The organism is Pseudoalteromonas sp. CH_XMU1449-3 (assembly GCF_037027245.1).
Lineage (GTDB): Bacteria > Pseudomonadota > Gammaproteobacteria > Enterobacterales > Alteromonadaceae > Pseudoalteromonas > Pseudoalteromonas shioyasakiensis.
The window spans coordinates 105,564-120,676 of sequence record NZ_JAYMDY010000013.1 but is presented as its reverse complement, the minus strand read 5'-3'; the positions used below and the strand labels follow the sequence as shown (position 1 = coordinate 120,676).

14 protein-coding genes are annotated in these 15,113 nt (G+C 42.3%); 6 read left to right on the top strand and 8 right to left on the bottom strand.

Annotated elements, in window-relative coordinates:
* Positions 1-28: 28 nt before the first annotated feature.
* Both WA256_RS15990 and rraA read right to left on the bottom strand, forming a co-directional pair.
* Positions 29-1,078: a formimidoylglutamase gene (locus tag WA256_RS15990; protein ID WP_253109138.1), complete on the bottom strand. Its 1,050-nt coding sequence runs from the start codon at positions 1,076-1,078 to the stop codon at positions 29-31.
* Between the two features lie 5 nt (positions 1,079-1,083).
* Positions 1,084-1,581 (bottom strand): ribonuclease E activity regulator RraA, encoded by a 498-nt coding sequence (gene rraA, locus WA256_RS15985; protein WP_054552822.1) that lies wholly within the window; start codon positions 1,579-1,581, stop codon positions 1,084-1,086.
* A gap of 212 nt (positions 1,582-1,793) precedes the next feature.
* Between rraA and WA256_RS15980 the strand changes: the two genes are divergently transcribed.
* The 3 genes from WA256_RS15980 to WA256_RS15970 all read left to right on the top strand — a co-directional run bounded on the left by WA256_RS15980 (position 1,794) and on the right by WA256_RS15970 (position 5,362).
* Entirely contained in the window at positions 1,794-2,330 is a 537-nt protein-coding gene (locus tag WA256_RS15980) for a phosphatase PAP2 family protein (protein ID WP_058583858.1), read from the top strand.
* Positions 2,327-3,376, top strand: a complete 1,050-nt coding sequence (locus WA256_RS15975) for an MJ1255/VC2487 family glycosyltransferase (RefSeq protein WP_253109136.1) — start codon at positions 2,327-2,329, stop codon at positions 3,374-3,376. The genes WA256_RS15980 and WA256_RS15975 overlap by 4 nt, the downstream gene beginning before the upstream one ends.
* A gap of 105 nt (positions 3,377-3,481) precedes the next feature.
* The gene (locus WA256_RS15970) at positions 3,482-5,362 is read left to right on the top strand and encodes a methyl-accepting chemotaxis protein (protein ID WP_335992609.1); all 1,881 of its coding nucleotides are present in this window, start codon (positions 3,482-3,484) and stop codon (positions 5,360-5,362) included.
* A gap of 338 nt (positions 5,363-5,700) precedes the next feature.
* On the opposite strand, the gene WA256_RS15965 is transcribed toward WA256_RS15970, so the two are convergent.
* The 5 genes from WA256_RS15965 to priA form a co-directional block, all read right to left on the bottom strand.
* Complete coding sequence (locus tag WA256_RS15965; protein ID WP_055021375.1) at positions 5,701-6,075, bottom strand: gamma-butyrobetaine hydroxylase-like domain-containing protein; 375 nt, start codon at positions 6,073-6,075, stop codon at positions 5,701-5,703.
* 76 nt (positions 6,076-6,151) lie between these two features.
* The gene (hslU, locus tag WA256_RS15960) at positions 6,152-7,480 is read right to left on the bottom strand and encodes an HslU--HslV peptidase ATPase subunit (RefSeq protein ID WP_335992608.1); all 1,329 of its coding nucleotides are present in this window, start codon (positions 7,478-7,480) and stop codon (positions 6,152-6,154) included.
* Positions 7,481-7,491: 11 nt separating this feature from the next.
* On the bottom strand, positions 7,492-8,010 hold the full coding sequence (hslV, locus tag WA256_RS15955) for an ATP-dependent protease subunit HslV (RefSeq protein ID WP_054552816.1): 519 nt from the start codon (positions 8,008-8,010) through the stop codon (positions 7,492-7,494).
* Positions 8,011-8,090: 80 nt separating this feature from the next.
* The gene (locus tag WA256_RS15950; RefSeq protein ID WP_335992607.1) at positions 8,091-8,618 is read right to left on the bottom strand and encodes an SPOR domain-containing protein; all 528 of its coding nucleotides are present in this window, start codon (positions 8,616-8,618) and stop codon (positions 8,091-8,093) included.
* A gap of 16 nt (positions 8,619-8,634) precedes the next feature.
* Positions 8,635-10,815, bottom strand: a complete 2,181-nt coding sequence (gene priA, locus WA256_RS15945) for a primosomal protein N' (protein ID WP_250659823.1) — start codon at positions 10,813-10,815, stop codon at positions 8,635-8,637.
* A 233-nt stretch (positions 10,816-11,048) separates the two neighbouring features.
* Between priA and rpmE the strand changes: the two genes are divergently transcribed.
* Together rpmE and WA256_RS15935 are read left to right on the top strand one after the other, a co-directional pair.
* A complete protein-coding gene (gene rpmE / locus WA256_RS15940) occupies positions 11,049-11,264 on the top strand; it encodes a 50S ribosomal protein L31 (protein WP_036973208.1) in 216 nt (71 codons plus the stop codon).
* Between the two features lie 699 nt (positions 11,265-11,963).
* Positions 11,964-13,205, top strand: coding sequence for a malic enzyme-like NAD(P)-binding protein (locus tag WA256_RS15935; protein ID WP_054552813.1), 1,242 nt, complete (start codon positions 11,964-11,966; stop codon positions 13,203-13,205).
* A 100-nt stretch (positions 13,206-13,305) separates the two neighbouring features.
* Here the strand turns inward: WA256_RS15935 and metJ are convergent, their stop codons facing one another.
* On the bottom strand, positions 13,306-13,626 hold the full coding sequence (metJ, locus tag WA256_RS15930) for a met regulon transcriptional regulator MetJ (protein WP_036973203.1): 321 nt from the start codon (positions 13,624-13,626) through the stop codon (positions 13,306-13,308).
* Between the two features lie 224 nt (positions 13,627-13,850).
* Here metJ and metB point away from each other — a divergent pair, with 224 nt between their 5' ends.
* Positions 13,851-15,110 (top strand): cystathionine gamma-synthase, encoded by a 1,260-nt coding sequence (metB, locus tag WA256_RS15925; RefSeq protein ID WP_055021379.1) that lies wholly within the window; start codon positions 13,851-13,853, stop codon positions 15,108-15,110.
* Positions 15,111-15,113 lie beyond the last annotated feature (3 nt).

Genomic DNA, 15,113 nt, shown 5'->3' with positions numbered 1-15,113 from the left:
CTTTCTAACTTTCTAACTTTCTAACTTTCTAACTTGCCTCTCTCGCCTGCAAATACGCATTCACTAGGGCGGTGATGATTTGGCCTGCGTCGTTCATGCCTGCATCTAAGCCTACAGGGTGTTGTGATGGTGCGCCTTCGCATAAGTGAAGGTAGCGAGCAGTTGTTTGGCTGGCAGCTAAATGCACAAAATGTTCGGCATCACTTACACTAAAGCCACAGTTGGTGTAAGCACTAACCGGCATTAACGAAATGCTGTCTAGGTCGACTTCGACTCCAAGCGGTGCATTATCAAACTGCGCTAATGCGTGTTTACACGCTGAAGATAAATCAACGTTGCGACGTACTTGAATATCTTGGTAACTATCAAACGTGAAGTTTGCGCTTGTCAGGGCATCCATAATCGCTTGGTTATTTTTAAATTCGTGTAAACCCATCACATGGTAGTCAGCAAGGTGGTTTTCACTGTACGCATATCTAAAACCATTACCGCTATGACGGCCTTCACACTCTCTGAAGTCAGCATGAGGGTCTAAGTTGATAGCGTTGACTGGTTTGCCATGTTGCTTACTAAGGGCGCGTAAAATACCTAAGCAGTTGTTATGGCCGCCACCGATTACAATTGGCTCAAGGCCAGCTGCAAAAATCATTGCAAGCACTTGCTCAACGCGGGTGTCTATATCAGCGCATAACTCACGTAGTTTGGCTAAGTCAGCGTCGTTTTTATTATCAAGGTCAGCAGCTTGTTGGTTTAAGTCATCAAGGGCAACTTCGCCAAGTAGCAACACACGTTCGTGGTTTAAAAACTGGTTATGCGTTTGGTTTAAAAAGCGCTTTAAAAATGCTTGCCACGCTTGTCCTGAGCCACCGTTACCTAAGTTAGCGCGAGGGCCAATATCTTCACATACGCCAACTAAAACATAGCGAATACCGAAGTGTTTTGCATCAATGAGTGCTTGTGGGGCGTTAACTTGAGTGTCGAGAAGGGCAAGGGCTTGCCAAGCTTTAAGTTCGTTAGCGCGGCGGACACATAAGTGCTTTACCGCCGCTTCATCATAAATTTTAAGGTAGTTTGTCACCGAGATTAGTCTTCTATTATTTCTAACTCTAATTCTTCAGCAGATAATATAATACCGGTGCTATCAGCGTAAACAAAGTCGTCATCAAAGAAAGAAACGCCTGCGAAGTTAACGCCAATGCCGTCTTCACCTGCACCTTCACTATCGGCAGCAACAGGAATAGAGGCAATTGCTTGAATGCCTAAGTCTAGCTCTTCAAGTTCATCAACATGGCGAATTGCACCGTAAACGATAATGCCTTGCCAGTTGTTTTCTAATGCGATTTCAGCCAGCTCTATATCAATAAGGGCGCGTCGGGTAGAACCACCACCATCAATCAATAACACGCTGTCGGTGCCATCGGTTGATAATATTTCGCGGATCAGCTCGTTATTTTCAAAGCATTTAACGGTTTTTACTCGACCACTAAAGCTTGGGCGTCCACCAAAATTGATAAACATTGGTTCGAGCACATCAACCACATCTGCAAAGTGGTCGCATAAATCAGAAGTGCTGTAATCCATTTTTTCATCCTCTAAAGAGACTGTCTGTTTAGTACTCAGTATACCCTGATACAACTCAATAACAACGACTTAATAGCGGATTATTGGTTTAAATCAAAGGAATTTCTCCATCGCAACATTAGTGTCTCAAAAGCGTCACCTAATTGTTATTTTTAGCGCCTAAGCTGAGATGAGTATAAAAATTAGACGCAAAGTATGACAAGGAGCTCACCATGGCAAACAACATACTTACTAAATTGGCAAAAGTGGATGAACAGCTGTTTTTAAGTGTATTCAACGACGCTTCGCCAATTTGGCTTAGAAGATCAGCTCTCGGGTTTTCGAAAAGCGGCGATGGCGGACTTTACGTGGTGTTGTTTCTTGGTTTTTGGTGGTTCACCGAGCAGCTGCACTTTCAACAACTGGCGATGAGTATATTGGTGGGCTTTGCTATTGAGCGACCTATTTACTTTTTAGCTAAAAAGCGCATCGCGCGGGTTAGACCCTGCGACTGCTTAGTGCAAGGTGCTTATTTAGTGCCGAGCGACCAATTTAGCTTACCGTCGGGGCATAGTGCAGGGGCATTCGTGGTAGCGACTATTTTAACTATCTATTTTCCTGAATTTGCTGTGCTGTGGCTAATGTGGGCATCAGGGGTGGCGGCATCTAGAGTGATTATTGGTGTGCATTACCCTGCTGATGTGGTGATTGGTGCAGTGATGGGTTCAAGTTGTGCAGTATTAGCTGTAATGGTGGTGGGATCTATATGAGAATTTTGTACGGTATTCAAGGCACGGGTAATGGCCATATTACTCGAGCACGAGTAATGGCAACGACCTTTAAAGCATTAGGCGTCGATGTTGACTATGTGTTTTCGGGTCGTAAAGAGCAAGACTACTTTGATATGGGCGATTTTGCCGACTACCGAGCTTTTCGAGGTTTGTCGTTTACCAGCAAATCGGGGCAAGTTGATAGCTTTAAAACGTTGAAAAATGCGCGCCCGTTGCAGCTTATAAAAGATATAAAAAACCTTGATTTACGTCATTATGACTTGGTGTTTAATGACTTTGAGCCGATTACCGCTTGGGCTGCTAAACAGCAAGGTATCCCAGTTATTGGTATGAGCCATCAAGCGGCGTTTTTATCTGATAAAGTGCCGATGTTTGGCCGAGCTTTCTTTCGTCGTGCCCTGATACGTAACTATGCGCCAGCGAGTGTTTATTTAGGGGTGCATTGGCAGCCTTATGCAGAAAACATCATTCCGCCATTTATTGCAAATCATCATCATGATAACCCGGTGATGGTCGAAAATAAGGTGTTGGTGTATCTACCTTTTGAGAATTTAGACAGTGTGGTCGACTACCTTAAAGACTTTCCTGAGCGTGAGTTTTACTGTTATCACCCAGATGCCCAGGACTGTTCAATCGGAAATATTCACTTGCGAGCGCCTTCACGCGTTGGCTTTTTAAATGATCTCGCTAATGCTGGTGGTGTAATTGGCAACGCCGGATTTGAACTTGCAAGTGAAGCGTTACAATTAGGTAAAAAGCTATTGCTAAAACCACTTGGAAAACAATTTGAGCAGGGGATTAATGCACAGACACTATTGTCGATGGGTGCAGCCCATGTGATGAGCTATTTAAACCCCAATGCGATGGATGATTGGTTGCAATCGCCACAGAACAAAAAACTGAATTTTCCGAGCGATCCAGCACCTTTGGTTGATTGGTTGCAAAAAAAACAATGGGAAAAGCTGGATAAATTGCATAAACATCTATGGCAACAGGTTGATTTAGAACAAAAACTGATTGTTTAAAAGTACCTTATATTGGAAAATGCGCGGCAAGTTTAACCACTTTTTATTAGCTGCTTTAAATAGTTTAGCTATACTTTAAATGCATGTTTCTATAAGGCACTTTGAATGAATGTATTACAAAACTTAACTATTAAGCGTCGTTTACAGTTAAACGCGCTCGTTGTTGGTCTTGCAATGATTGTGATGCTGTGTGTAATTATCTTTGAGTCGCGCATGATGCTAAAGCTCAACGAAACAATTCAAAATGCGGAGGAGCTCGACATTCATGAACTTGCGATGCGTAAACATGAAAAAAACTTTTTGTTTTACAAAGATGTCGATAGCCTTGAGCTTTTTGAAAAAGAGTATTCGCAGCTAAAAAATAAAATGGCGCGACTAGACGAGTTAGTGAAAGATTTGTCGATGGACTCATCTAAGCTAAATGAATTTAGACGTCTTGCGAAAACTTATTACGATGACTTCAATGAAGTTGTGGTACTACAAAAGAAAATAGGTTTACACCCTAAAGATGCACTTTATGGTGATTTACGTGGTGCGGTGCATCAAGTAGAAACATTATTAAGTGAGCGCGAAAACTATAAATTACTGGCTTTAATGCTACAGCTTCGCCGTGCAGAAAAAGACTTTATGCTGCGCTTTGATTTAAAGTATATGGGCAAGTTTGATGATTTAGTTGCTAGCTTCAGATCTGAGATTAAAAACGCAGGGTTCGATGCAAATTACGAAAACCAATTGCTTAGTTTGCTTGCGACTTATCAGAGTAAATTTAAAGCCTTAGTTGATGCACAAGTTGCCTTGGGCCTTGATTTAGAGTCAGGGGCACTTGGTGAGATGAAGCGCAGTGTTGAGCTTAGTGATGCAATTGTCAGCCAACTGACCACACAAACTAAAGAGTTTGTAGAATCGAGTGCTGCTAGTGCGCAGTTGATTGCCATTCTTGTGTTTATTATTGCGAGCATTTTAGTGATGCTATTAGTTTACTTTACTAGCCGCTCAATTATTCAGCCTATCGAACGTGTGTACCACACGATTAACGAAATTCGTCGTAATAACGACTTAAGTATGTCGATTACTCAATCAGGTAAAGATGAAATCACCACAATGACGATCGACTTTAATAGCTTGATCAGTGATTTTAAAAAGCTGATTTACGAGGTAAATACCGCGCTAAGTACTCTTAACGTGGCAACAGAACATTTATCTGAAACGACTGCTGCAACTAGCTCTGGTATGCAAGAGCAGCTGCACGAAGCTGATATGGTTGCCACAGCAGCCACCGAAATGCAGGCAACGATTCAAGATATCTCACACAATACTGAAGCCGCAGCGAAAAAAGCTGAGTCGACTAACTTAAGTGCGCAGCAAGGCCGTTCTGAGGTTGAATCGACGGTGGTGCAAATTAACCACTTATCTGATTCACTCGGTAATGCGTCAAGCGTGGTGTCGCAGTTAGAAAAAGACGCTGAAACCATTGGCTCTGTACTTGATGTTATTCGTGGCATTGCTGAGCAAACAAACTTACTGGCACTTAATGCGGCTATTGAAGCGGCGCGTGCAGGTGAACAAGGCCGTGGCTTTGCGGTAGTAGCAGATGAAGTTCGCTCACTTGCGCAGCGCACCCAAGATTCAACGCAAGAGATCGAGAGCATTATTTCGACCTTACAAGGGCGCACGCAAGAAGTGGTAAGCATTATGCAGCAATGTCGTACGCAAGGTGGCGAAAGTGCAGCACAGGCAAGTAAAGCCGGTGAGTTACTACGCTCAATCACCGAAGATGTACAAACCATAATGGATATGAGTACTCACATTGCCACCGCAATTGATGAGCAAAGCCAAGTGGCTTCTGAGGTGAATAAAAACGTGGTACGTATTCGTGATATCGCCCAAGAAGCATCGGGACACGCGGCGACTAATGCGCAAACCAGCGAAGAGGTGTCTGAGCAAGCACGTGTGCTTTATCAGGCAATCGATAAGTTTAAAGTTTAATAATGATACCCAAGCCACCCCAAGATGCAGAATTCAGCGTTTCACAGGTGATTAATATCAAGGCGTTACTTTGCAAGAGTCAGTCCCTTTTAAGAAGTAACAACGGTGAGAGTAAGTTCCTGTGAAGCGCCCAACGGGTTGGTTTAAAAGCGACTTATACTGCGTTATTGATTTGAACAATAGAACCACTATTACTTGCAATCAATGCCTTGCCTAAATCGCTTTTAATTCCAACTGAAACTCGCATCTTGAGGTGGTTTGGGTATATAAAAAAAGCGCGGTGACGGTGTCGTCATCGCGCTTTTTTGTTGTTTGGGTGTGTATACCGCGACAAGGTATTAAGGCACAAACTTAATAGGCACGCTGTCTTTGCTTGCCTCGTGCTCAGAGACTCTCGTTTGGTATTGTTGCCAAAGCTCATCATGGTTAGCTTGCAGCTCACTTAAATAGTGCCAGCTGAATAAACCGCTATTGTGATTATCGCTAAACACCAGTCGAATTGCATAATGACCAACCGGCTCAATCTTGCTAATTCCTACTTGTTGCTTACCAAGTACGAGTTTCATTGGTTCATTGCCATGACCTTGTACTTCAGCAGAAGGTGAGTGAACACGCAAAAATTCAGCACTAAATTGAGCAATAGTCTGATCATCAAAATGAACATCTAATACTTTGCTAACGCTGTGATAATGCACTTTAGTGACTTCTTTCATGTGAGCCTCGAATATACGATTTATAAACTAAAAAGCCTCCAAATGGAGGCTTTTTAGTATAACGCTAATTTGTTGATTAAAGAATGAAACGACTTAAGTCTTCATCTTCAACAAGTGCACCTAAATGCTGCTCAACGTAATTGGCATCAATTGTTAGTGTTGAACCTGCTTTTTCTGAGGCATCAAATGAAATTTCTTCCATTAGTTTTTCCATCACTGTATGCAAGCGACGGGCACCGATGTTTTCGGTTTTCTCATTTACTTGCCAAGCCGCTTTCGCGATACGTTCAATCGCATCATTAGTAAACTCAACCTCAACTTGCTCTGTTTTTAACAGCTCACGTTGTTGCTCAGTTAATGATGCATGAGGCTCAGTTAAGATACGTTTAAAGTCATCAGCACTTAGTGCTTCAAGCTCAACGCGGATTGGTAAACGGCCTTGCAGCTCTGGGATCATGTCTGATGGTTTAGACATTTGGAATGCGCCAGATGCGATAAACAACATGTGGTCAGTTTTAACCATGCCATGTTTAGTGCTTACTGTTGAACCTTCGATTAGAGGAAGTAAGTCGCGCTGTACACCTTCGCGGCTAACATCTGGGCCAGATGCTTCACCACGTTTACAGATTTTATCGATCTCATCGATAAACACGATACCGTTTTGTTCAACTGCGAAGATAGCTTGCTCTTTTAACTCTTCAGGGTTAACAAGTTTTGCTGCTTCTTCTTCAACTAATAGCTTGAACGCTTCTTTGATTTTTAGCTTACGCTTGCTGCGCTTATCGCCACCCATGTTTTGGAACATGCTCTGAAGCTGGTTGGTCATTTCTTCCATACCAGGAGGAGCCATGATCTCAACATTAGGTTGAGCTTGTGCAACATCGATATCAATTTCTTTATCGTCTAACTGACCTTCACGTAATTTTTTACGGAAAGATTGACGAGTAGAAGAGTTCTCTTCTGTTTTTGACTCACCAAAGGTATCGCGTGCTGGTGGTAAAAGAGCATCTAAAATACGCTCTTCTGCCGCTTCTTCAGCGCGATGTTTGAATTTTTTGGTTTGCTGTTCACGCGTCATTTTAATTGAGATATCAACTAAATCGCGGATGATCGTTTCTACTTCTTTACCAACATAGCCCACTTCGGTGAACTTTGTTGCTTCAACTTTAATGAAAGGTGCATTAGCAAGTTTAGCTAAGCGGCGTGCAATTTCAGTTTTACCCACACCAGTTGGACCAATCATTAAAATGTTTTTTGGTGTTACTTCACTACGTAAATCATCGCTCAGTTGCATACGGCGCCAGCGGTTACGTAGCGCGATTGAAACTGCTTTTTTAGCTTTAGCTTGGCCAATAATATGTTGATCAAGCTCGTGAACGATTTCTCTTGGAGTCATCTCAGACATGGCAGTTCCTATTACAATTCTTCAATAGTTTGGAAATTATTCGTGAATACGCAGATGTTGCCTGCAATAGTAAGGCTTTTCTCTACAATGTCACGTGCACTTAGGTCGGTGTTTTCTAGTAGCGCTGTGGCTGCTGATTGCGCGAAGTTACCACCACTGCCAATCGCAATTAGGTCGTTTTCTGGCTGCACAACATCACCGTTACCTGTGATAATTAATGAAGCAGTTTCGTCTGCAACTGCTAATAGTGCTTCGAGCTTTCTAAGTGCGCGATCACTACGCCAATCTTTGGCCATTTCTACGGCAGCTTTGGTTAAGTTGCCTTGGTGCATTTCTAGTTTGCTTTCAAATCGTTCGAAAAGGGTGAAGGCATCAGCAGTACCGCCAGCGAAACCAGCGATTACTTTGCCATTATAAAGACGTCGAACTTTGCGGGCGTTGCCCTTCATTACGGTGTTACCAAGTGAAACTTGGCCGTCGCCACCAATAACGACCTTGTCGTCGCGGCGTACACTTACAATAGTGGTCATGATTATTCCTCATCATCGAGCGGCAAGGCCGCTCGTAAAAAGCGATTGATGAGGTGTTTATATGGGTGAATGAACTAAAATCAAGTCCAAAGCCAAATTCCGCAGCCCATTATTTTGATGCGTTTAAGTTTATTCTTGTCACTTTCGGCTAAACGTTTGGTATCGTATGGGCCTAAGCGCACTTTATACCAAACACCATTGCTGCCTTGTGTTTTCTTAACTTCGGCCACTAAGCCGGCAAAAGCGATTTTAGCTTTTAATGTTTGTGCTTGCTCTAATGTTCTAAAAGAGCCGCATTGCATTACATATGGGCCTTTTTGTTCAATCTCTTTTACTTCAACCTGAACTTCGTGCTCTTTAATCTCTTTGATAAATTCAGGTGTCTTAGGTGGTGGAATAACTACTTCTTCTTTTTTAGTCGGGTTTGCTTGCTGCTCTACTAACTCAGGATCAGCATTATGTTTGATATACCATAGGCCGTAACCAAACCCGCCTACTAAGATAAGCGCAATTAAAACAAGAATAATAGGGAAGGGCTTTTTCGCCGGGGCTTGTTTTTTATTATTTCGATTTGCTGGTTTTTTATTTATGTAATCGTGTTGTGCCATGACTCTTAATTGGCCTTTAAATCATATCTATAGGATCAACATCTAAGCTCCAACGCACCTTTTGCGCTAATTTACTGGTACTTATATAGTCGACCATTTGCGCTAAATATTGGTGTAAGTGGGAGCGTTCCTGCGCCTGAATATGTAACTGAAAGCGATATTTACCTGCTACACGTTCCAGTGGTGCAGGTATCGGACCGAGCAATTGTATACCAGATACGTTCTGGACAGGAACCAAATCAGTTAAAAAATCCATCACTTGATTTATGTTATGTCCTTCAGCACGAACCATAGCCATATTTGTGATTGGCGGAAGTTGCGCGTCTTCTCGCTCTGTGAGTGCGTAACGGGCAAAATCTTGGTAACCATTATTAACTAAGTCTTGCAGTAGCGGGTGCTCAGGAAAGTGAGTTTGTAATAATACTTGCCCAGGTTCACCACTTCGACCAGCACGGCCTGCCACTTGCGTAACCAGTTGCGCTAAATGCTCTGTGGCGCGAAAATCACACGAATATAATCCACTGTCGACATCTAGGATTAAAACAAGGCTAACATCGGCAAAATGGTGGCCTTTTGCCAACATTTGCGTGCCAACTAAGATGCGCGCACCGCCTTGATTAATATCATCAAGGGCTTTTTCTAAGCTGCCTTTACGACGAGTTGAATCTCGGTCAATACGACTAATCGGAATGTCAGGGAAGGTTTGCGTTAAAAACTCTTCGATTTGCTCAGTGCCTTTGCCATTTGGAAAAATCTGCGTACTGCCGCAATCAGGGCATTGATGGGGCACCTGATGTTGCTCACCGCAGTGATGACATATCATCTGGCCAATGGCTTTATGAAAGGTTGCACTGGTGCTGCAACGTGAGCACTCACTTAGCCAACCACACTCATGGCATATGAGGGTAGGCGAAAAACCACGACGGTTTAAAAACACCATCACTTGCTTGCCACGTTCTAAATGCTGACGCATATAGGCAAGGCTAGCATGGGCAATCCCTGCTTGCTCAGGCTGACCTTTCATATCCATTAAGTGGAACTGGTTATCGGTGCTGGTTTGAGCACGCTCAGTGAGGCTCAACAGCTGATATTTGTTATTAATTGCTTTATGTAAGGTCTCAAGTGCCGGTGTGGCACTACCTAAAACCAGAGGAATATTATGCTGGTATGCTCTATAAGCGGCTAGGTCTCTAGCATGATAGCGCAATGTATCTTGTTGCTTAAACGAGCTGTCGTGCTCTTCATCAACGATGATCATGCCAAGTGATAAAAAAGGTAAGAAAATACTCGAACGTGTGCCGATCACTATGGCGCAGCTGCCTTTTTCACAAAAACGCCAGGTCTGTAAGCGTTCGTTATCTGTTAGAGCTGAGTGCCATAGCATAATCGGAGTATCAGGAAAGCGACGACGAAAACGGTTGACTGTTTGGGGTGTTAAGCCAATTTCAGGCACTAATACTAAGGCTTGCTGACCTTTTTTTAGTACTTCTTCTAGGCATTGCAAATACACTTCGGTTTTACCACTTCCGGTAACCCCTTCAAGCAAAAAGCTGGTAAAGCCACGAGCTTGGTTAATGCTAGTGCAGGCAACAGCTTGCTCTTTATTAAGCACCGGCTTGCTACCAACAGTCGGCGCGCGTTGCTGCCATTGGTTATCATGTTCAATAAACTGAGTGATCAGTTCTTTATCAAGCAGACTGTCGATGGTTTTTTTGGTAAATCCGAGTGCTTTTAATTCTGTAACCGATGATTTGCCTGATTCGGCTAGCTGTTTTAATAAACTCAACTGGGTTTTTGCTTTCAGCGACGGCAGCTTTGCACCTTTATCGGTTAGCTCAACCATGTTAATGCTGGTTTTATCTGGGCATTCGCCTTGCCTTAATGCAGCCGGAAGTGCCGTATGAATAGTCTCGCCCAATGGGTAACAGTAGTAGCGTGCTGTGAATTTTAGTAATGCTAAGTGTTGCTCAGATAACACTGGCGTGTCGTCTATAACATCAATAATCGGCTTTATTTTGTCAGCGGGAACATCGGTTGATGTTTTAAGAGCCAAGACCACGGCAACCTTTTTTTGGCTACCAAATGGCACGCGAACGCGCATACCTGGCTTTAACTCAGGGCTATGCAGCAGCTGTTCAACTTTATAATCGAAGGTACGCTGTAAAGGGACTTTTATGGCAACTTCTACAAAGTGCATAACAACTCAACTGAAACAAAGATAGAAAGATAATGTACTAAAATTACTGTTAAAAACCTACCAACAAATACTGAACAACAGCCCACTTGATTATTTTTTTAGCGAAAGATGCATTTAAAGCTTGTCGCAAGGTCACTTGAGCTATAAAATACGCGGCCTATTAATTGTATTAACTGCGTATGGTGCCAGACTTCGGGTTTGGAGAGCGATACGGCCTTAACTAGAGGTTCCCTATGAAAGAAGGTATTCACCCTAAGTACGAAGCTATCACTGCAACTTGTTCATGTGGTAACAAATTCGAAACTAGCTCAACTCTTTGTAAAGACATCCACTTAGACGTATGTTCTGAGTGTCACCCGTTTTACACTGGTAAGCAAAAGATTTTAGACACTGGCGGCCGTGTTGATCGTTTCAACAAGCGCTTCGGTGCACTTAGCAGCAAGAAGTAATCTCTGCTGTTTAGTTAAAAAAAGCACCTTAGGGTGCTTTTTTTATGCCTAAAATTCACAAAACTCATTATTAACGCTGCCACTTACTTATCATCTTCACTTATGTATCTTGCATAACTATTTCTGGTTGTTATGCCCATTATGTCGCTAATTTTGCAGACAAAGCGCCACCCCTTGGCTATATTCTTTTTTGTATAAATGAGTATACCAATCCGCAATAATACTTAATCATTTTGAGGGATTAAACCTGTCGCTACCTGCGTTAAAAATTTCTGATTTAGAACACAACTAAATAACGAAATTTTTACCTTGCTATCAACAAGGTTTCATTGCCTCAAAATAGACTACTTAATTAAGCGTATTGGTATCTAAAAGTTATTAGAAATAATAAATTTAAATAACTTTGTGAGTAAATGCTGTGAACTTCGTTGAAATGGCTATTTGGGGCTAATTTCGGCTAATTGCAGTGTACGTGCGTATAAAATACAAAAACACGTGCTTAAAAGGTCATAAATAGGTGAATTTTTATGTCTGATTAATCGCAACTATGCGCAGAAATTGTTGGGAAATCCTTTAAAATTAAGCGATATAGCATATAACAGGATAGACCTGATAATACTTGGAATTTTTATACATTACAGGTATCGTACTGATGCAAGCTCTCTCACTTTTTAACTTTTTGCAGGATACTATCGCGTTATGTCAGATTTTCGTGAACAAGCATTACATTACCACGCTCACCCCGTTCCAGGTAAAATTAGTGTTGAACTAACCAAGCCAGCCGAAACGGTTAACGATCTCGCTTTAGCTTATAGCCCAGGTGTGGCTGAACCAGTCCGTGAAATTGCTGCTGATCCAGCAAATGCCTATAAATACACAGGCAAAGGCAACATGGTTGCAGTTATTTCAAACGGTACCGCAATTTTAGGTTTAGGTAACTTAGGTCCGCTTGCATCAAAACCTGTAATGGAAGGTAAAGCGTTACTATTCAAACGTTTTGCTGGTCTTGATTCAATTGATATTGAAGTTAAACACCGCACAACAGAAGATTTCATTAATACGGTTGCTAACATCGCTGATACGTTTGGTGGTATCAACCTTGAAGATATTAAAGCGCCTGAGTGTTTTGAAATCGAAAAAGCACTTATCGAGCGCTGTGATATTCCAGTTTTCCACGATGACCAACATGGTACAGCTATTGTAACTGCTGCTGGTATGCTTAACGCCCTTGAAGTGCAAGGTAAAGACATCGAAGATGCCATCATCGTATGTTTAGGTGCCGGTGCTGCTGCTGTTGCTTGTATGGAGCTTTTAATTAAGTGTGGCGCACTGCGTGAACACATTTATATGCTTGACCGTAAAGGTGTGATCCATACACGTCGTGATGACTTAAACGAGTATAAGCAATTATTTGCTAACAATACCGATAAGCGTACATTACAAGATGTTATTGCTGATGCTGACGTATTCGTTGGTGTATCAGGTCCTAACCTGTTAACTGCAGATGATCTTAAGCTGATGGCTGATAAGCCAGTGGTGTTTGCATGTTCAAACCCAGATCCTGAGATTGCTCCAGAAGTTGCACACAGTGCGCGTAACGATTTAATTATGGCAACGGGTCGTTCAGATTTCCCTAACCAAGTAAATAATGTGCTTTGTTTCCCATTCATTTTCCGTGGTGCGTTAGATGTTCGTGCAACGGCAATTAATGATGAAATGAAAATTGCTGCAGTTCATGCTATTCGCGGCATCGCGAAAGAGCCTGTACCAAGTGAAGTATTAAAAGCAGCTGGCGTTGAGTCACTTGAGTTTGGTGCCGAGTACATCATTCCTAAGCCTATGGATCCGCGTTTATTACCACGTATTGCACGTGCTGTTGCTGAAGCAGCAGTAGAGTCGGGTGTGGCGCAAATCGACATGCCAGAAGATTACATGCGTTAAGCTTAATTAGCTATTAGGTATAACGCGCAATAAAAAACTCAGCCTAGGCTGAGTTTTTTTATATCTGCGATTATCGGCGGTGATCCGATGGCCGAAATACTTATTCTGAATCAAGCACTGGGATATCTAATCCCATTTCTTGCATAATTCTTTTAACTTCTTCAGGTACCTTTTCAGGGTTGTCTTTACGTAGGTCGTCATCATTTGGTAATGGTTGACCTGTAAAAGCATGTAAGAAAGCTTCACACAATAACTCACTATTCGTCGCATGGCGCAGGTTATTGATCTGGCGGCGTGTACGCTCGTCAGTTAATACTTTTAATACGTTAAGTGGGATTGATACGGTAATCTTTTTTACTTGTTCTGATTTTTTACCGTGTTCTGCATATGGGTGAATGTATTCACCGTTCCATTTAGCCATAAGTTGTTTCGTTGCCTCGGTTGTCAGTGATTTACGCCTTATTCACAGCGCAAGATGCGGAAATTCTATCTCTTTAAAAAAGATAGTCAAATACTAGTTATTTAGCCATCTAGTGGTGTAAATGTATAAACTTCTATGTGTAAGCCATAAATGCTTTGACTTCTCATATTTGATCATCTAACCTTTTAGACGTCTAAACATCCAATTTAAGAATAGGTGATGAAATGAGCGAAAAAAATAAAGCGACGATTGCTGTTCGTCACGGCATCGAAGCCGATAAACATCATGGTGCGGTTGTACCGCCAATTTACTTATCAACCACCTATTCATTTGCTGATTTTGATACTAAGCGCCAGTATGACTATGGTCGTAGCGGTAATCCAAATCGCGATATTTTAGCTGAAACCTTAGCTGAGCTTGAAGGTGGTGCTAGAGGTATTATAACTGCAACAGGTATGTCTGCTGTGCATTTAGCCACTCAGCTATTAAACAGTGACGATACGTTAGTGATCCCACATGACTGTTATGGCGGTAGTTACCGTTTATTCACCTCGCTTGAAAAACGTGGCCTGTTAAAACTAAAAGTTTTGGATTTAACTAAAACTGAAAATCTCCAAGAAATTTTAGCGATTAAACCTAAGTTGATTTGGATTGAAACGCCAAGTAACCCAATCTTGCGTTTAACAGATATTAAAGCAATTACTAGTATTGCTAAGCAGTGTGGTGCTTTGGTTGCGGCTGACAACACCTTCTTATCACCTGCATTACAAAACCCCATTGAGTTTGGTGTTGATATTGTTGTGCACTCAACCACTAAATACATCAATGGTCACTCTGATGTAGTGGGCGGTGCAGTGATTGCTGCAACGCAAGAGCTAGGCGATGAGCTTGCTTGGTGGGCGAATAATATCGGTATTACTGGTGCACCATTTGACAGCTACTTAACGCTTCGTGGTTTACGTACTTTAAATGTACGTTTAAAGCAGCACCAAGAAAATGCCTTTGCCATTGCTGAGTATTTAGAGAGTTCACCTTATGTAAGCCAAGTTTACTACCCAGGCCTTGCTTCTCACCCACAACATGAGCTTGCTAAAGCACAGCAACGCGGTTTTGGTGGCATGGTGAGCTTTGATATTAAAGGCGACATTAACGATGCCGCAGCGTTTTTAACCAGCCTTAAAGACTTTAGCCTTGCTGAGTCGCTAGGTGGGGTAGAAAGCTTGATTTGTCACCCTGCAACAATGACCCACGCAGGCATGGAGCCTAAAGCGCGCCTTGAAGCTGGTGTGGGCGATACGCTGATCCGTATTTCTGTAGGCATTGAAGACGTAAAAGATCTCATTGCAGATTTAGACCGTGTTTTCAATTTAGTAAAACCAGGTCAAGGCCAACAAGTTACAAAAGCTGAAGCTAAGCAAGCACAGCAAGATACACAGCAAAACGCGTCATTTAAGTTAACGCCAGCACATACGGCATTGTGGTAGAAG